Genomic DNA, 16,092 nt, shown 5'->3' with positions numbered 1-16,092 from the left:
GAGACGCCGAACAAGTGGACCGAGGTCGCCGCCACGATCAAGGGCGTGACCGAGGAGACCACCACCGGTGTCCACCGCCTGTACGAGATGCACCGCGACGGCAACCTGCTGTTCCCGGCGATCAACGTCAACGACTCGGTGACCAAGTCGAAGTTCGACAACAAGTACGGCTGCCGGCACTCGCTGATCGACGGCATCAACCGGGCCACCGACGTGCTGATCGGCGGCAAGGTCGCTGTCGTCGCCGGCTACGGCGACGTGGGCAAGGGCTGCGCGGAGTCGCTGCGCGGCCAGGGTGCGCGGGTCATCGTGACCGAGATCGACCCGATCTGCGCGCTGCAGGCGGCGATGGACGGTTACCAGGTCGCGACGCTGGAGGATGTCGTCGAGTCGGCGGACATCTTCATCACGACGACCGGCAACAAGGACATCATCATGGCCTCGCACATGGCCCGGATGAAGCACCAGGCGATCGTCGGCAACATCGGTCACTTCGACAACGAGATCGACATGGCGGGCCTGGCCCTGCTGCCGGGTGTGGTGAAGACCGAGGTCAAGCCGCAGGTCCACGAGTGGCGCAAGGCGGATGGCAGGACGATCATCATCCTCTCCGAGGGCCGTCTGCTGAACCTGGGCAACGCGACCGGTCACCCGTCGTTCGTGATGTCCAACTCCTTCGCGAACCAGACGATCGCGCAGATCGAGCTGTTCACGAAGACCGAGCAGTACCCGATCGGCGTCTACGTGCTGCCGAAGCACCTGGACGAGAAGGTCGCCCGTCTGCACCTGGACGCGCTGGGTGTGAAGCTGACCACGCTGACCAAGGACCAGGCCGACTACATCGGTGTTCCGGTCGAGGGCCCGTACAAGGCGGACCAGTACCGCTACTGACGGACCGACACGGAAGGAGGGTGCACCCATGACGTCACCGACCACGGTACGCCCGGCGGCCGCGCCGGCCGGGCCGGCCGAGCGCGCGCTGTTCGGCAGGCCGCGCTGGTTCGTCACGCTGTTCGCCACGGACATGTGGGAGCGGTTCAGCTTCTTCGGGATGCTGGCCATCCTGTTCCTGTTCGCCTCCGCGCCGGCCGCCGAGGGCGGGCTCGGCCTCTCGAACGCCGACGCGAGCATGCTGTTCGGCGTCTACATGGCCGCCACCTTCCTCGCCTCCCTGCCGGGGGGTTGGCTCGGCGACCGGCTGTTCGGCAGCTACCGGGCGACGCTCTACGGCGCGGTGGTGATCGCGGCCGGGCACGTCATGATGGCGCTGCCGACGGTGCCGACCGTCTACCTCGGGATGCTGGCGATCGCCGTCGGCACCGGCCTGCTCAAGCCGAACATGGCGAGCCTGCTGAGCGCGTTCTACCCGCGGGGCGCGACCGCGGAGCGGGACGCCGGGTTCGCGGTCTTCTACACCTCGATCCAGGGCAGCGCGCTGCTGGCGCCCCTGGTGGTCGGGAGCGTGGGGGAGGGGGTCAACTGGCACCTCGGGTTCGGTCTGGCGGCCGTCGGCATGGGGTTCGGCATCTGGCAGTACCTGCGCGGATCGGCCTCGTTCGGCGACACCGGGCGCCGGCCGGAGCGGCCGGCCACGGTGGCCGAGCGGCGCAGGGCCGGCCGGGTGGCGGGCTGGGCGGTCGCCGTGGTGACGGCCGTCTTCGCGGCCGACGCGCTGGCCGGCACCTTCAGGATCCGGCACGCGCTGGTCCTGGTGGCGGTGCTGAGCCTGGCGGTGCCGGTCGGCTGCTTCCGGCAGTTGCTGCGCCACCCGGAGATCTCCGCCGTCGACCGGGGCCGGATCCGCGCGTACGCCTGGCTGTTCGTGGCGTCGGCGTTGTTCTGGGGCCTGCACGTGCAGGGAGGCTCGCTGCTGAGCATGTTCGCCCGCGACTCCACCGACCGGGAGGTGCTGGGGATCCGGCTGCCCGCCAGCTGGTTCCAGTCGGCGACCCCGCTGGCGATCGTCCTGGCGGCGCCGCTGTTCGCCTGGATCTGGGTGCGGTTCGGCGAACGGATCAGCGCCACCGCGAAGTTCGCCGTCGGCATGGCGCTGACCGGTGGCTCCCTGCTGCTGATGGCGCTGGCCGCCCACCGGGCCGAGGACGGGGTGAAGGTCTCGCCGCTCTGGCTGGTCGCCACCTACCTGCTGATGGGGGCGGGGGAGGCCGCGCTGGCCCCGGTCGGGATGAGCGTCACCACGGCGGTGGCGCCGGCCGCGTTCATGAGCCAGTTGGTGGGCGTGTTCTGGCTCTCCGCCGCGCTCGGCTCCGGGGTCGGCGGCAACGCGCTCAAGGCGGCCGGCGGGAACGTGCCGGGTCCGGGACTCTTCCTCGCCCTCGGCGGTGCGGCGGTGGCGGTGGCCGCAGGCCTGCTGCTGGTCGCCCGGCCACTGACCCGCCGACTGGGCGTCTGAGCGGCACCGGGCCCGGCCGGCGGAGCGGCACCGCCCCGCCGGCCGGGTCGAGGTGGCACGCCGGCCGGGTCGAGGTGCCACGCCGGCCGGGTCGAGGTGCCGCGCTGCCGGCCCCCGCCGTCCACGGCCCGGCCGGCAGCGCGGGCGCCGCAGGCGTCGCGACCGGCCTCTTGTCGCCGGGGCTACCGGTCGGTAATCCTTGCTGACATCGCGTCCAGCAGAGGAGCCCCATGCCCGCCGACATCACCTTCCCGCTGCCCGACCCGCACGGACCGGGAGCGGTGACCGTCCGCTACCGGCGCCTCGGCGTCGGCAGCCCGCTCCTGCTGCTGCACGGCATCGGCCACCACTGGCAGGCCTGGGAGCCGGTGCTGCCCGCACTCGCCGAGCGGCACGAGGTGATCGCAGTCGACCTGCCGGGGTTCGGAGCCTCGCCCGCCCTGCCGCCCGGCGTGCCGTACGGGGTGGAGGCGGTGGTCCCGGTACTCGGCGGGCTCTGCGAGGCGCTCGGCATCGAGCGGCCGCACGTCGCGGGGAACTCGCTCGGCGGCCTGCTGGCGCTCGGGCTCGGCCGGGCCGGGCTGGCCCGCTCGGTGACGGCACTGGCACCGGCCGGCTTCTGGACGGAGGCCGAGCGCCGCTACGCCTACACCGTGCTCGGCGGGATGCGGGCCGGCGCGCGCGTGCTGCCGCAGCCGGTGGTCGAACGGCTCGCCCGCTCCAGGGCCGGCCGGGCGCTGCTCGTCTCCACCATCTACGCCCGCCCCGGCCGCCGGGACGCCGCCGCCGCGGCCGCCGAGACCGGGGCGCTGCGCGGGGCGACCGGCTTCGAGCCCACCCTGGCGGCCGGCCGCGGGCTGCGCTTCACCGGGGACCTCTCCGCCCTCCCGGTCACCGTCGCCTGGGGCACCCGGGACCGCATCCTGCTGCGCCGTCAGGGCGTCCGCGCCCTGCACGAGCTCGCGGACGCCCGGCTGGTCCGGCTGCCGGGCTGCGGGCACGTGCCGATGAGCGACGACCCGGAGTTGGTGGCCCGGGTGATCGTGGACACCTGCGCGCGGGTGGAGGAGGGGGCCGGGCGGGTCAGTCCGTCAGCGTGATCCGGATGCCGACCGTGCCGCGCTCGCCGCGCCGCAGCCGGCTGCCGAGCAGGGTGAGGACGCCCAGCAGGCCGTACTTCTGCCGCAGCAGCGTCCGGTAGGCGGCGGTCCGCTCCGGCCCGAGGATCTCGGCGGTGGCCGGGTACGGCTCGCCGGTCGGCCGGCCCTTGACGTCGCAGGGGCCCACCAGGACGTCGGCGCGGTTGCGGATCCGCTTGACCTTCCAGGAGTCCGTGACGGTCCAGACGCCCAGCGCGTCGCCGTCGCGGACCACCCAGACCGGGGTGGGCACGCCGGTGCCGTCCTTCTTGTAGGTGGTCACCAGCAGGTAGCTGCCGGAGGAGAGGCGGACGAGGCGTTCCAGCCGCTCCTGCGAGGCGGGGCCGGGAGTCGCGGGGTCGGGCGGCACGTCGTTCATGACGGGAAGTCTAGGGTCTGTCGGCGCCGGCCTCGTCCGCGCGACGGGCGGCGACCCGGTGCGGCCCCCGTCTCCCGGGCCCGGGCCGGCGGGCGCCGGCAGCGGCCATCGGCGGCCCTCGGCGGGCGTGACGGGGCGCAGGCCGGGCGGCGGTGGGAGCGGAGGGCCGCGTCACGGGGTGACGACGGCGAACCCCCGACGGGGCGGGGCAGCACACCGGACAGCCTGGCCAGCAGCTCCGGATCCCCCTCGTGGGCCACCCCGGAGAGGCCCGGGCCGGCCAGGACCGCGAGCAGCTGCGGCGTGGTCAGGGTGAGCGTCAGCCCGGCGGCGGACCGCGGGGCGTCACCGGCCGGGCATGAGCGGTGGGTCAGGGCGCCGTTGTGCAGGGGCAGGCGGGAGCGCCGCTCCTCGTCGGTCAGCACCAGGTCGATCGTCAGATCCTCTGCCCAGGCCCGCGGGCCGTCGACGAGGATCGCGAGGGAGTCGAGCAACACCGCCGGAACTGCACCGGCGGGCCCTCGTCACGGCTCGAACCCGCGCAGCACCCGAGGGATCGCGCACGTCCCGGCCGTTCGGGCGACGCCGCCCGGTCCTCGCACCCCCGGCGGTCACCGCCCCGTCGCCTGCCCGGTCGCTGCTCCCGGCGGTCACCGCGAGCGGGTGCCCCGCCGCCGCGCCGTCAGCACCATGGCCCGGACCGAGCGGACGAACCGTCGCCGGCCGCGCCCGCCCACCGCCGTCGCGCCGCCCAGCGCGGTGGCCCCGGCGCGGGGGAACGCGAGCGGCACCGGCACGGCCTCGGCGGCCACCGGGTGGAGGCGGCGCCGGCCACGTGCCCGGCCCGCCGCCCAGAGCGCCAGCGCCCCGCACAGGGCGACGGCCGTCCAGCCGGCCGGGCCCAGCGCGTGGTGGGCCCGATGGATCGCCTGCGGCAGCCCGCCCGAGGCCGGGGCCCCGGTGGCGGGGGCGGAGGCGCCCGCCTCCTCCTCCACCAGGTGCCCGACCGGCTCGACCTTGCCCGCCGCCGCGAAACCCCAGTCCAGCAGGCTCGCCGCCTCGTCGTACACCTTGGCCTGCGACTCCGGGTGCATCACCGTCACCAGCAGCGTGCGGCCGCCGCGTTCGGCGGCTCCGGTGAAGGTGGCCCCGGCACCCGTGGTGTAACCGTTCTTCACCCCGATCAGCCCGGGGTACTTGCCGAGCAGCCGGTCGGTGTTGGCGATGTCGAAGGCCGTGCGCTGCCCCGTCGTCTTGTCGACCCCGCCCGGGAAGCGGGCGGTACGGGTGGAGCAGTAGGCGCGGAAGTCCTTGTTGCGCAGCCCGGTCCGGGCGAACAGCGTCAGGTCGTAGGCCGAGGAGACCTGCCCGTCCTGGTCGTAGCCGTCGGGGGAGACGACGCGGGTGTCCCGGGCCTGCAGGGACTGCGCGCGGGCCTGCATCTGGGCCACGGTCTGCGCAAGCCCGCCGTTCATGTGGGCGAGGACGTGCACCGCGTCGTTGCCGGAGGCGAGGAAGACGCCCCGCCAGAGGTCCTCCACCCGGTACGGCAGGTTCTCCTTGATGCCGACCAGGCTGCTGCCCGCTCCCAGGCTGGCCAGCTCGGCCGGTGCCACCCTGTGCTCCAGCGAACGGTCGAACTTGGGCAGCACGGTGTCCGCGAACAGCATCTTCAGCGTGCTGGCCGGCGGCAGCGGCATGTGCGCGTTGCGCGCCGCCAGGATCTCCCCGGTGGCCGCGTCCGCCACCAGCCAGGAGCGCCCCGTCAGCTCCGCCGGCAGCGCGGGCGCCCCGGCCAGCGGCGCCACCTGGACGGCGGGCCGGCCCAGCCGCTCGCCGCCGACCACGGACGCCGCGTCCTGCGCGGCGGCGGCCGGCGCCGTGACCGCGAGCACCAGCACGGCGACGGCACAGGCCGCCGCGGGCCTTCTGACGTGGCGTGACCTCCGCTGCGCCGAGCCCCGCTGCGCCGACGCCGGCTGCACGGACCCCCGCCGCGCGTTCGTCGGCTGCGCGTTCGTCTGCTGCGCGTTCGTCGGCTGTCCGGAGCTCTGCCGCACTGACCTTGGCTGCACACGGCGAACGTACCCGCGTCGCCGCCGGGCCGCCGCGCCCGCTGCTCCGTCCGGGCCTCTCGCCGGGCTGCCGTCCCGCGCGGGGTAGCTGGTACGGTGCCGGGCATGTTCCTCCACCGTGTCTAGGCGGCCCGCCGCGACCGCGCCCCGGCACCGGGCGCGGCGCCCCGGTGTCCCCGCACGCCCGCGGGCACGGCCGTGCTGCCGGTCCCGCCCCCACCGAGGAACGATCCGTTGCCCCCCTTGACCCCGTCCTATCGCGCTGTCCTGCGCACCCCGCACGCCCGACGCACCTTCGCCGCCGCGCTGCTCGGCCGGCTCTCGTACGGCATGGCCCCGCTCAGCCTGCTTCTGTCCGTCCGGGACGCCACCGGCTCCTACCCGGTGGCCGGCACGGCGATCGCCCTGTTCGGGCTGACCAGCGTCCTGCTCTCTCCGGCCCGCGCCGCCCTGGTCGACCGGTACGGGCCCCGGCGCGCGCTGCCGCCACTGGCCACGGCGTACGCCGGGCTGCTCGCGCTGACGGCCGCCGCCACCTGGCGGCCGGGCGGGCCGCCGCTGCTGATCGGCGCCCTGGTGGTGGCCGCCGGCGCCTGCACCCCGCCGCTCGGGCCGGTGATGCGCACCCTCTGGCGCCGGCTGCTGCCCGACCGGGCGCTGCTCCAGCGTGCCTACAGCCTGGACACCGTCGCCGAGGAGCTGCTCTTCGTCAGCGGCCCGCTCCTGGTCGGGCTGCTGCTCGCGGTGGCCGGGCCGGCGGGGCCGGCCACCGGGGTCGCGGCGGGCGCCGCGCTGGTGCTGGCGGGCACGCTGGCACTGGTCTCCGCGCCGCCCGCCCGGGCGCTCTCCGGGGCCGGGGCCGAGCGTGGGGACCACGGGAGCGTCGGGCGGCCGGGCGGCGGGGGAGCGCTGCGGCGGGCGGTGCTCGCCTCGGCGGCCACCGGACTGGCGCTCGGCGCGCTGGACCTGACGGTGGCCGCCTACGCCGAACAGCGCGGGCAGGCGGGCGCGGTGGCCTGGGTGCTGGCGGCGCTCTCGGTGGGCAGCGCCGTCGGTGGCCTCGCCTACGGCGCGCTGCGCTGGTCCGCCCCGCAGGCGGTCAGGCTGCCGGTGCTGGCCGCCGGGCTGGGCGTGGCGCTGGCAGGCGCCGGGCTCGCGCCGAACCTTCCGGTGCTGGCCGTGGCCATGGCCTGCGCCGGGCTCTTCGTCTCACCCGCCGTCACCACCGCCTACCTGCTGGCCGACGAGGCCGCCGCGCCGCAGGCCCGCACCCGGGCGGGGGCATGGGTGAACACCGCCTTCAACGCGGGCTCGGCGGGCGGCACCGCGGCCGTCGGCCTGCTGGTCGGCCGGGTGCCGCCGGCGCTCTGCTTCGTGGTGGCGGCGGCGCCCGCGCTGCTCTCGGCGCTCGCCGGTGTCGTGCGGGCCGGCGGCGGCGCCCGCGCCGCTGACGTCGGCCTAACCCACGACTTTGGTGGGGTGTGCTCGCGCCGAAAGTCGGATCCCGATGCCGGGCTGCCTCTCTAGCCTCGACGGCATGAAGAATTTTCTCGGCTTCGTCAGCTTCGTCCTCGTCGTCGGAGGTATCAGCGGCGGCCTGCTCTCGGACCACCTGTGGGGCCTGCACGTCTTCGGCTTCGTCCGCCACCTGGTGCCGGACGGCCACCGGACGGCCGGGTACGTCGTCCTGATCGTGCTGGGCGCCGCGGTGGCCGCCGGCACGAGCCGAATAGGGCGGTCGCAGGGGGAGGGCTGGGGCGGGTCGTCACGGTAGCGTCGTCCGCCGGTCGGGTGCGGAATTAACCGCCTCGAGCGCCACCGGGCCGTGGCCACGGGATACGAGAAGCTCGCCGTACGCTACGAGGCCACCGTCACGATCGCCGTCATCAAATGAGTGGCTCTGACCTTTTCCTCGCCAAGCCCAGTCAGCGAGAAATGCGGTATCGCTGCAGGTAGCCAGGCATTTAGCCTGTACCGCATGCACCAACCCCGAAGGCACGACCGGCGCCTGGCTCGCCGTGTGCGGTCGAGGCCGGCCCGGCGCCAGGCGCTCCGCTTCACGGTCATGGGCGCTGACGTAGTCCTGGTTGGCTACTTCTCTGCGAAGCAGAAGGACTTCGAAACGCTCATGGCGTCGGCGGCCACAAAGCTGGCAGCGCGCGGCGCTCGGGTCGTCGTGCAGATCGTGCAACGACGAGGCGTCTCGGACGGCGGGGTCCAGAAGATGGGTCTGCCCTACTCCTCGCGCACTCTGCTGAGCTACGGAAAAGTCCGCGAGGTAGCCCAGGCCTGTGACCAGGCCGGCGCCGACGCAGTGGTCTTCATTGCCTCCCTGACCGAGCGCCAACAGCGCGTGCTGACAGACATACTTGGCCGCCCCGCCGTGAGCCTTTCCGACTTTGTCGTGCCGACCGACCACTCACGCGAATGATGCGAGGGTGTGAGTGGTCGAGATAGATGTCACCTGGTCGCGCAGACTGACACCAGCCGCGTGCACCCACCGCGATCTGCCGCCTGAGCCGGGCCACGATGGGTGGAGCCTGGCCGGGCGGGTGGGAGCTACTGGAGACGTGTCGCAGTCCGGATGAGGTCGGCGACGGCTCTGGACCGGCTGTGCGGTGGCCAGGCGATCACGGTGGTGACTGTCGGCGCGTCCAGCACGGGCACGGCGGCGAGGTCACCGTGCAGTTGGGCTCGGCACGACTCCGGTGAGACCGCACACGCACGGCCGAGCGCGACGAGCTGCAACAACTGCGCATGGTCGCGGACCTGCGGGCCGGGGCCGGGCGGGTAGGTGCCGTCGGGGTCGGGCCAGCGTGGGAGGGGCAGGCCCGGCAGCCCGGTGATGTCGGCCATGTGCACATGGGCCCGGGCGGTGAGCGGATGCCCGGCCGGCAGGACCACAACCTGACTCTCCGTGCTGAGCTCTTCGGTGTGGAATCCGGCCGTCGAGTCGAACGGCCGGTGCAGCAGCGCCACGTCGGCCCGGCCCTCGCGCAGGACTCGTTCCTGCTCGGCCGGACCGCACAGGATGACGTCGACGGGGACCGCGCCCGGTTCGGCGGCGTACGCGTCGAGCAGTCTCGCCAGCAGTTCCCTTGACGCGCTGGCCTTCGTGACCAGGACCAGGCCGGGGCGGCCGGTCACGGAAAGGGCGGCGCGGCGGGTCCGACGCTCGGCGGCCTCGACCGCGTCGAGAGCCGCCCGGCCCTCGACCAACAGCACCGAGCCGGCCTCGGTCAGCGTGACAGTGCGACTGGTCCGATCCAACAGCACTGCCCCGAGCCGGCGTTCGAGCCGCTGGATCGCCCGTGACAACGGTGGCTGCGCGATCCCGAGCCGCTGCGCGGCACGCCCGAAGTGCAGCTCTTCAGCGACAGCGACGAAATACCGCAGTTCCCGGGTCTCCATCCGGCCACACTATCCCGGATCAATACCCTGACGGTATCGTTGCGCACTCGATCGGTCTTGGACACCAGCCGAGGCCCGAAGGCAGCATCGTCCCTATGACTGAACGGACGATCGCGCTGGTCACCGGCGCGAACAAGGGAATCGGCTACGAGATCGCCGCAGGCCTGGGCGCCCTCGGCTGGAGCGTCGGCGTCGGCGCCCGCGACGACCGGCGCCGAAGCGGCGCGGTGGAGAAACTGCGCGCCGCCGGCATCGACGCGTTCGCCGTACCGCTGGACGTGACCGACGACGCGAGCGCGACCGCCGCCGCACGGCTGATCGACGAACAGGCCGGACGCCTCGACGTGCTCGTCAACAACGCCGCCATCACAGGCGCCATGCCACAGGAGCCCACCCGGATCGACCCCGCCACCATCCACGCGGTCGTGGACACCAACGTGATCGGCGTCATCCGCGTCACCAACGCGATGCTGCCGCTGCTGCGCCGCTCCGCCGCACCACGGATCGTGAACATGTCCAGCAGCGTCGGCTCCCTCACCCGGCAGTCAGGACCCGCCGCCGAGCAGACGACAGGTCCGGTGTCCGCGGCGTACGTGCCGTCGAAGACGTTCCTGAACGCCGTCACCCTCCAATACACCCGGGAGCTGAGCGGCACGAACATCCTGATCAACACCGGCTGCCCCGGCTACGTCGCCACCGACCTCAACGGCTTCCGCGGCGTGCGCACCCCCGAACAGGGCGCGGCGATCGCCATCAAACTCGCGACCCTGCCCGACGACGGCCCCACCGGACAGTTCTTCGACGACGCCGGCGTAGTGCCCTGGTGATGTGCACGGCGGCCATCACCCGCCAGGCTGATGCCGCTGCGCCCATGCATCTCGAACAGATCCGTGGTGGCCGTCCCTGCCAACGCTCCGGTGCCCGGGGCAACGCCCCGCAACGCCACCGGCTCCAACAATCGTGACCCGGGGATCCGAATCGCAAGACCTCACTGCTGTTCACCAATCCTCCGACCTGCCGAATCCCCATGCGTGTCCTGTCTCATCCGAGTTGGCAGCGCGTGGGGCTCTGACCAGCAGGACTGCCAGGTGGCCTGGGAAAGGCGCCGGGGGCGTTCTCAGACGAGTTGGCCCTCGCGGAAGAGGCGGAGCCCACTGGGGCGTCCGAGCCGGGGCTTCGTCAGGATCCGCTTGGTGGGTTGGGTGTGCGTTGCAGGGGTGCCTCCCAGGTGAGGGTGGTGTCGCGGGCGACGTCGTGCAGGAGGTCGACGAGCTTGTCCGCGAGGGGTGTGAGGCCGGCGTCGGATTTGGTCACGGCGTAGATCTGGCGGTAGGGCCTGGGACCGGCCAGTTCGCGGTGGGTGGTGCCGGAGGCGTGGGTCAGGGCCAGGCGGGAGACCAGGGCCACTGCGATGCCGGTGCCGACAAGGGCCTGGGCGACGTCGTAGGACTCCGTCTCGAACCGCACGGTGGGAGTGAAGCCGGCCTCGCGGGCGGCGTCGTGGAACTGTTCGCGGGCGGCGTGGCCGGCCAGGATGGAGACCCACGATTCGTCGCGCAGCTGCTCCAGGCGGAGCTCGGTGTCCGCGGGCTGTCCGGTGGCCAGTGGGTGGTCGTCGGGCAGGACCACGACCATCGGGTCCAGTAGGAGCGGGTGGGCTCGAACCTGCGGGGACGGTGCAAGCGGCCTGCCCCAGGACGCGACGAGGGCCACGTCCAGGTGCCCCGCGCTGATCTCGTCCGCTCCGCGTCCGGAGACCACGTCCACGACGGACACGTCGGCGTCCGGATGGCGGTGCCGAAGAGCCGTCAGGGCCGGCGGGAGGAGGTGCAGGGCAGCCGCCTGGAACGTGCCGATCCGCAGACGCAGTGAGAGGCAGCCGAGCAGGGCGGCCAGTTCCGTTTCGGCCTTGTCCGATGCCTCCTCCACAGTGCGGCCGTGGGAGGCGAGCAGCGCGCCGGCCGGGGTGAGCGTTGCTCCGCGAGGACCACGGATGACCAGCGGCACCTGCCAGTCGCGCTCCGCCTTGGCCACCTTCTGGGTGATCGCCGCGGGCGTGAGCTGGAGCGCGTGGGCCGCTGCCGTCAGGGAGCCGTGGCGCTCGATCAATGCGAGAAGCCGCAGCTGTCCCGGGTCCACCACCATTCACTGATCTTAACGCTGCACCGATCTCTCTTAACTTCTCTTGGGGCTGCCGGGGAGGAAGCCTGGGAGTGCACCCGTCGACCGCAATCCCCGGAAGGGCTCCTTTCCCATGCCCACGCACGTGCCCGCTTTCATTGCCACTACGTTGCTGCTGGCGATGCTGCCCGGCGCCAGTCAGGCCCTGATGATCCGCCAGGTCCTGGAAGGCGGCCGACACACGCTCCGAGGCACGCTCGCGGGCAACGCCACCGGCTTCCTGCTGTGGTCCACGGCCGCTGCGGCCGGGCTGTCCGCCGTTCTGCTGGCCAACCCCCGCGCCTACGCGGTGCTGCGGATCGCCGGCGGCATCGTGCTGATGGTCCTTGGGGTGAACACGCTGCGGACCGTGCTCACCACCGTCTCCGCCTCCACCCACCCGGAGCATGAGGGCAGGCACCGTACCGGCTTCGCAGGCGGATTCCTCACCGGCCTGAGCACCAACCTCGGCAACCCGAAGGCCGGCGTGTTCGCCGTCTCAGTGCTGCCCCAGTTCGTGACGGCGAAGGGCCCGGTCTTCCTGTCGACGGTTGCCTTGGGGGCTTTGTGGGCGCTCGTCAGCGCCTCCTGGTACCTATTGCTCACCTGGGCCGTCGGCCGAGGACGCTCCCTCGTGTCGCGGCCGACAGTCCTGCGGGGGCTCCGCGTGACCACCGGCGTCGTCCTGCTGGGGATGGGTCTCGCGGTGGCAGCAGGCGTCTGAGGGCCGGAGCAGGGATACTCCCGAGCCGTCGGATGGACCAGCCCGCCCGCTCTGGCCCATCTGCGCCGGGCGCCGAAGGGGATCCGGAGGCACCACCGGCGCGGTGAAGCACACTCCCGAAACCACGCCGAAGCAAAGCTCGCCGCTCGGAGCGTGGAGCGGTGAGAACCCGCCAACGCGGATGAGACCGAGTGGGAATCCGCCAGCTTCAGTGCGACGGGACAATGCGCTCGGTGACAACTGGGCCGGCGCGGCCGCTGCGCCACCGAAGCCCAGGTCGGCCCGCAGACTCATGGGCCCCTGTCGCGAGGATGCCCACCCCACGGTCCGTCCGAGCCGCCACCGACCGACGCTCAGGCCGGGGGCAGGGGCGGCGGATTGTCGAGGAGGAGGTCGTGGCCGACGTCGGTGAGGGTGTGGCGGACCTGCTTGCCCTCGCGGCGGGTGGCGATCAGGCCGGCCGTGCGCAGGGCGACGACATGGGCGGAGGCGGAGGGCGGGGTGACGCCGAGCCGCTGGGCGAGCTCGGTGGTGGAGCAGGCGCTGCCGGCGATGGCGCGCAGGACGCGGGCGCGGGCGGGGCCGAGCACAGCAGCGAGGCCGTCGGCGGCCGGTGTCCGGGCCGCAGGCTCGGCGGTCGGGGCGGCGATCGGGTGCAGCAGCAGGCTCTGGCGGTCCGGCCCGGCCAGCAGGCTGATGCTCCGCTGGACGAAGTAGTTGGGCCGCAGTTCCAGGCCCCGGCCGCCGAGCTCGAAGGAGCCCTCCAGTTCGCCGAGGGTGCACTCCAGCACTCCCTCGTCCCGCCAGACGGCCTTCGGGTGGAGCGAGTCGAGCATTTCGCCGATCCCGGAGCGGGCGGCGGTGCGGGCCCGGACGGCGATGTCGGCCTCCAGTGCGCGGCGGATGTCGGGCCAGTCCGGGGCGAGGCAGGACCGGAACAGCGCCCAGGCACCGTCGCTGACCTCGCGCAGGCCCCGGCTGCCGTCCTCGCGCAACCGGGCCAGGGCGGCCGGGACTTCCGGGCCGCTGCCGAACATCGCGACACCCTCCTCCACGGCCTGCTGCGGGACGGAGAGGAGCGCGTCGAGCTCGTCGGACAATTGCCGGCGGACGGCGTCGAGGTCCGCCACCATGAAGTCGGGGACGCCGACCGGGCTCGCGTTGACCACCTCGAGGAAGCGCACGGCCCGGTGGGGCACGTGGCGGCGGACGTCCCGCCACCAGCGCTCGCTGCGCGACCCGCTGCCCTGGTGAACGCCCAGCCGGGCCGAGCCGGCCATCAGGTGGTCGAGCGGGGATATGACGAACCGGGTCCTCGCGAGGTCCGCGACCCCGAACCTCAGTGCGATCACGAACCTTCCTCCGGTTCCCCGCAGCCGTCCTGACCTGCCGCGTTGTTGACTATTAGGCCCAGAGGCTAATGCATGGCCGTCCGGCCGTCCCCGTTGGCATGCTCTCTCTCGCCGGCGCGACCTGGGCCCGCTCCGGCCCCCACCACGAGGGGAGTGGGGGCCGGAGCACGATCCTCGACCGGGCGTTCGTTGGACCGAACGCCCGGCGTCGCCCGGCGAACCGTGTCCGACCAGTGCTCGACCAGTGCCCGATTGGCTTCCGCTCAGTGCGCGTGCCCCGTGGCCCGCAAACGAGGTGGAGCCGGTCAAGTACTGGATCTCCAACCTGCCCGCCGACATCCCCGCCAGGACCTGGTCCGACTCGCGAAGTCACGCCGGCGGATCGAACACGGCTACCGCGAGCCGAAGACCCGCCTGGGCCCGGACCACGTCGAGGGCTGCGCCTACATCGGCTGGCACCGCCACGTCACCCTCGTCAGCGCCGCCCACCCGGTCCTCACCGAACGGCGCTCCGCCCTAGAAGCCCAGGCCAGGGCCTGACCTCCCACCAGACCCTGGACCTCCTCCAGCACCTCATCGCCACCTGGACCGGCCACTGCCCCACCTGCCGACAACCCACCCCATGGCAGACCTACGACACCACCTGACAGAGCGCTACTAGTGCCGCATCAGGCAACGTTCGCCTTCTCATGACGAGTCGTCTGGTGCTGCGGAGGGTGGCTCCGAAGGGTCAGAATGATCACGTGGCTGAACGTGTGCGGGTCCGGGAGATCGATGACGACGAGGGTCGACGGCTGCTGCGGATCGTCCGGAGGGGTACCGGTTCGGTGGTGACCTGGCGGCGGGCCCAGATGGTGTTGCTGTCCGCCCAGGGCATGCCGGTGGCGAAGATCGCGGAGGTGACGTTCACCAGCGCGGACCGGGTCCGGGATGTGATCCACAACTTCAACGCGGACGGCTTCGACGCGCTCTACCCGAAGTACGGGGGCGGGCGCCCGAGGACGTTCACGCTGCCGGAGCGCCGGGAGATCAAGAAGATCGCCAAGTCCAGGCCGGCCGAGCACGGCCTGCCGTTCTCGACCTGGAGCCTGGCCAAGCTGGCCGACTTCCTGGTCGCCGAGGGGGTGGTCGACGACATCAGCCACGAGGGCCTTCGGGTCCTGCTCCGCGAGGAGGGCGTCTCGTTTCAACGTGTGAAGACCTGGAAGACCTCCCGCGACCCCGACTACGCCACGAAGAAGGCGAGGGTCGAGCACCTCTACGCGATCGCCGACGGCGAGGTCATACCCGAGGAGGGCGAGCCCGAAGTCGTCTTCTGCCTGGACGAGTTCGGACCGCTCAACCTCCAGCCCCACCCAGGCCGTCAGTGGGCCGAGCGCGGCGGGGCGCACAAGGACCCCGAGCGCGGGCCCAGACCCCGGCGGCGGGCGACCTACACCCGCCCGCACGGAGTCCGGCACCTGTTCGCCGCCTACGACCTCGCCAAGGACCAGCTCTACGGGCACATCAAGAAGACCAAGAACCGTTCCAAGTTCCTGGAGTTCTGCCGCTACCTGCGCTCGCTGCACCCGGCCGGTGTTCGCATCGCGATCGTCTGTGACAACTACTCTCCGCACCTGACGACGAAGCGGTGTCAGCGGGTCGGAACGTGGGCGGCGGCGAACAACGTGGAGATCGCTTACACCCCGACCAACAGCTCCTGGCTCAACCGGATCGAGGCCCAGTTCACCGCCCTGCGCTACTTCGCCCTCGACGGTACTGACCACGCCAGCCACAAGGCCCAGGGCAGCATGATCCGCCGCTACATCATCTGGCGGAACAAGCACGCCGCCGACCAACGACTACGCAAGGTCGTCGACAGGGCAAACGTCGCCTGAGGCTCAGCCGAGTTTCTTGCGCATCTTCACCGAGGTCGTCTCGTAGCCGAGCGACTCGTAGAGGCCATGTGCGCCGGTGTTGAACCCGGCGACGCTGAGACCCAGAGTATGAGCGCCCCGCGCCCGGGCGTATTCCTCGCCGAGGAGCATGGCCATTCGGCCCAGGCCCCGACCACGCTTGTCGGCGTCGATCACGATGTCCCAGACCCACCAGGCACCGGCGTCGTCACTCCTGTCCGGTCCGATCCAGAGGTAGCCGACGGCTACCCCGGCATCGTCGACCACGTCGAAGACCGCGTGATCCGGGTTCGGTGTCCCGGACGGAAACGAGTGCGCCATGGTCTCGTCCGCCTGCCGGTAGGCGTCCTCGGACGTCTGCCCCAGAGCAACGAGCTCCTTGGCGTACTCGGTTCGACTACGTTCGAGCCAGGCGGGGAAGTGTTCGGCGTCCAGAGGACGGAGGGTCGCAGTCACCGGCCTAGCCTCCCACACCGCCGACGCCTGAGCGGTGTCACCCTCGCTCAGGCCTCACGGCACACCATCAACAGGGCAAACGTTGACT

General features: G+C 72.6%; 16 protein-coding genes and 1 pseudogene. 10 read left to right on the top strand and 7 right to left on the bottom strand.

The features are described from left to right. The 3 genes from ACZ5WK_RS31510 to ACZ5WK_RS31500 form a co-directional block, all read left to right on the top strand. The coding region (locus ACZ5WK_RS31510) for an adenosylhomocysteinase (RefSeq protein ID WP_465552482.1) at nucleotides 1–891 on the top strand (891 nt) is incomplete at its 5' end. 28 nt (nucleotides 892–919) lie between these two features. Further along, nucleotides 920–2,413 carry a peptide MFS transporter gene (locus tag ACZ5WK_RS31505; RefSeq protein ID WP_465552480.1) on the top strand — a complete coding sequence of 498 codons (1,494 nt, stop codon included), beginning with the start codon at nucleotides 920–922 and terminating at the stop codon, nucleotides 2,411–2,413. A gap of 230 nt (nucleotides 2,414–2,643) precedes the next feature. Beyond that, complete coding sequence (locus ACZ5WK_RS31500; RefSeq protein ID WP_465552478.1) at nucleotides 2,644–3,513, top strand: alpha/beta fold hydrolase; 870 nt, start codon at nucleotides 2,644–2,646, stop codon at nucleotides 3,511–3,513. On the opposite strand, the gene ACZ5WK_RS31495 is transcribed toward ACZ5WK_RS31500, so the two are convergent. The 3 genes from ACZ5WK_RS31495 to ACZ5WK_RS31485 form a co-directional block, all read right to left on the bottom strand. Next, nucleotides 3,497–3,931, bottom strand: coding sequence for a PPOX class F420-dependent oxidoreductase (locus ACZ5WK_RS31495; RefSeq protein ID WP_465552476.1), 435 nt, complete (start codon nucleotides 3,929–3,931; stop codon nucleotides 3,497–3,499). The two genes, ACZ5WK_RS31500 and ACZ5WK_RS31495, sit on opposite strands and share 17 nt — an antisense overlap. Continuing rightward, on the bottom strand, nucleotides 3,928–4,428 hold the full coding sequence (locus tag ACZ5WK_RS31490; RefSeq protein ID WP_465552474.1) for an alkyl sulfatase C-terminal domain-containing protein: 501 nt from the start codon (nucleotides 4,426–4,428) through the stop codon (nucleotides 3,928–3,930). Before ACZ5WK_RS31490 ends, ACZ5WK_RS31495 begins: the two co-directional genes overlap by 4 nt. 153 nt (nucleotides 4,429–4,581) lie before the next feature. Beyond that, entirely contained in the window at nucleotides 4,582–5,832 is a 1,251-nt protein-coding gene (locus ACZ5WK_RS31485; RefSeq protein WP_465552472.1) for a D-alanyl-D-alanine carboxypeptidase family protein, read from the bottom strand. A gap of 408 nt (nucleotides 5,833–6,240) precedes the next feature. Between ACZ5WK_RS31485 and ACZ5WK_RS31480 the strand changes: the two genes are divergently transcribed. From ACZ5WK_RS31480 to ACZ5WK_RS31470, 3 genes are all read left to right on the top strand, one after another. Next, nucleotides 6,241–7,533: an MFS transporter gene (locus ACZ5WK_RS31480; RefSeq protein ID WP_465552470.1), complete on the top strand. Its 1,293-nt coding sequence runs from the start codon at nucleotides 6,241–6,243 to the stop codon at nucleotides 7,531–7,533. Nucleotides 7,534–7,543: 10 nt separating this feature from the next. After that, the gene (locus ACZ5WK_RS31475) at nucleotides 7,544–7,780 is read left to right on the top strand and encodes a hypothetical protein (RefSeq protein ID WP_465552468.1); all 237 of its coding nucleotides are present in this window, start codon (nucleotides 7,544–7,546) and stop codon (nucleotides 7,778–7,780) included. Between the two features lie 291 nt (nucleotides 7,781–8,071). Continuing rightward, nucleotides 8,072–8,437 carry an HflX-like GTP-binding protein gene (locus tag ACZ5WK_RS31470; protein ID WP_465552466.1) on the top strand — a complete coding sequence of 122 codons (366 nt, stop codon included), beginning with the start codon at nucleotides 8,072–8,074 and terminating at the stop codon, nucleotides 8,435–8,437. Nucleotides 8,438–8,565: 128 nt separating this feature from the next. Here the strand turns inward: ACZ5WK_RS31470 and ACZ5WK_RS31465 are convergent, their stop codons facing one another. Then, nucleotides 8,566–9,417, bottom strand: coding sequence for a LysR family transcriptional regulator (locus ACZ5WK_RS31465; RefSeq protein ID WP_465552464.1), 852 nt, complete (start codon nucleotides 9,415–9,417; stop codon nucleotides 8,566–8,568). Nucleotides 9,418–9,512: 95 nt separating this feature from the next. Between ACZ5WK_RS31465 and ACZ5WK_RS31460 the strand changes: the two genes are divergently transcribed. Further along, nucleotides 9,513–10,244: an SDR family NAD(P)-dependent oxidoreductase gene (locus ACZ5WK_RS31460; protein WP_465552462.1), complete on the top strand. Its 732-nt coding sequence runs from the start codon at nucleotides 9,513–9,515 to the stop codon at nucleotides 10,242–10,244. 352 nt (nucleotides 10,245–10,596) lie between these two features. Here the strand turns inward: ACZ5WK_RS31460 and ACZ5WK_RS31455 are convergent, their stop codons facing one another. After that, nucleotides 10,597–11,562 (bottom strand): LysR family transcriptional regulator, encoded by a 966-nt coding sequence (locus ACZ5WK_RS31455; protein WP_465552460.1) that lies wholly within the window; start codon nucleotides 11,560–11,562, stop codon nucleotides 10,597–10,599. Between the two features lie 109 nt (nucleotides 11,563–11,671). Here ACZ5WK_RS31455 and ACZ5WK_RS31450 point away from each other — a divergent pair, with 109 nt between their 5' ends. Then, nucleotides 11,672–12,301, top strand: coding sequence for a LysE family translocator (locus tag ACZ5WK_RS31450; RefSeq protein WP_465552458.1), 630 nt, complete (start codon nucleotides 11,672–11,674; stop codon nucleotides 12,299–12,301). A gap of 353 nt (nucleotides 12,302–12,654) precedes the next feature. On the opposite strand, the gene ACZ5WK_RS31445 is transcribed toward ACZ5WK_RS31450, so the two are convergent. Next, nucleotides 12,655–13,653, bottom strand: a complete 999-nt coding sequence (locus tag ACZ5WK_RS31445) for an ArsR/SmtB family transcription factor (protein WP_465552456.1) — start codon at nucleotides 13,651–13,653, stop codon at nucleotides 12,655–12,657. Nucleotides 13,654–13,927: 274 nt separating this feature from the next. On the opposite strand from ACZ5WK_RS31445, the pseudogene ACZ5WK_RS31440 reads away from it, so the two are divergent. After that, nucleotides 13,928–14,193: pseudogene (locus ACZ5WK_RS31440) on the top strand (IS701 family transposase); the annotation flags it as partial. Nucleotides 14,194–14,396: 203 nt separating this feature from the next. Continuing rightward, nucleotides 14,397–15,530 carry an IS630 family transposase gene (locus ACZ5WK_RS31435; protein WP_465552454.1) on the top strand — a complete coding sequence of 378 codons (1,134 nt, stop codon included), beginning with the start codon at nucleotides 14,397–14,399 and terminating at the stop codon, nucleotides 15,528–15,530. A 3-nt stretch (nucleotides 15,531–15,533) separates the two neighbouring features. Here the strand turns inward: ACZ5WK_RS31435 and ACZ5WK_RS31430 are convergent, their stop codons facing one another. Continuing rightward, nucleotides 15,534–16,004, bottom strand: coding sequence for a GNAT family N-acetyltransferase (locus ACZ5WK_RS31430; RefSeq protein WP_465552452.1), 471 nt, complete (start codon nucleotides 16,002–16,004; stop codon nucleotides 15,534–15,536). Nucleotides 16,005–16,092 lie beyond the last annotated feature (88 nt).

It is taken from the genome of Kitasatospora sp. NPDC032757, assembly GCF_055579305.1.
This window is presented reverse-complemented; position numbering and strand designations above follow the sequence as displayed.

What these genes read in the sequence shown, in the direction of transcription:
- ACZ5WK_RS31470 (WP_465552466.1), top strand. Translation starts at nt 8,072, where the DNA reads ATGGGCGCTGACGTAGTCCTGGTTGGCTACTTCTCTGCGAAGCAGAAG.
- ACZ5WK_RS31505 (WP_465552480.1), top strand. Translation starts at nt 920, where the DNA reads ATGACGTCACCGACCACGGTACGCCCGGCGGCCGCGCCGGCCGGGCCG.
- ACZ5WK_RS31455 (WP_465552460.1), bottom strand. Translation starts at nt 11,562, where the DNA reads ATGGTGGTGGACCCGGGACAGCTGCGGCTTCTCGCATTGATCGAGCGC.
- ACZ5WK_RS31500 (WP_465552478.1), top strand. Translation starts at nt 2,644, where the DNA reads ATGCCCGCCGACATCACCTTCCCGCTGCCCGACCCGCACGGACCGGGA.
- ACZ5WK_RS31450 (WP_465552458.1), top strand. Translation starts at nt 11,672, where the DNA reads ATGCCCACGCACGTGCCCGCTTTCATTGCCACTACGTTGCTGCTGGCG.
- ACZ5WK_RS31465 (WP_465552464.1), bottom strand. Translation starts at nt 9,417, where the DNA reads ATGGAGACCCGGGAACTGCGGTATTTCGTCGCTGTCGCTGAAGAGCTG.
- ACZ5WK_RS31475 (WP_465552468.1), top strand. Translation starts at nt 7,544, where the DNA reads ATGAAGAATTTTCTCGGCTTCGTCAGCTTCGTCCTCGTCGTCGGAGGT.
- ACZ5WK_RS31460 (WP_465552462.1), top strand. Translation starts at nt 9,513, where the DNA reads ATGACTGAACGGACGATCGCGCTGGTCACCGGCGCGAACAAGGGAATC.
- ACZ5WK_RS31495 (WP_465552476.1), bottom strand. Translation starts at nt 3,931, where the DNA reads ATGAACGACGTGCCGCCCGACCCCGCGACTCCCGGCCCCGCCTCGCAG.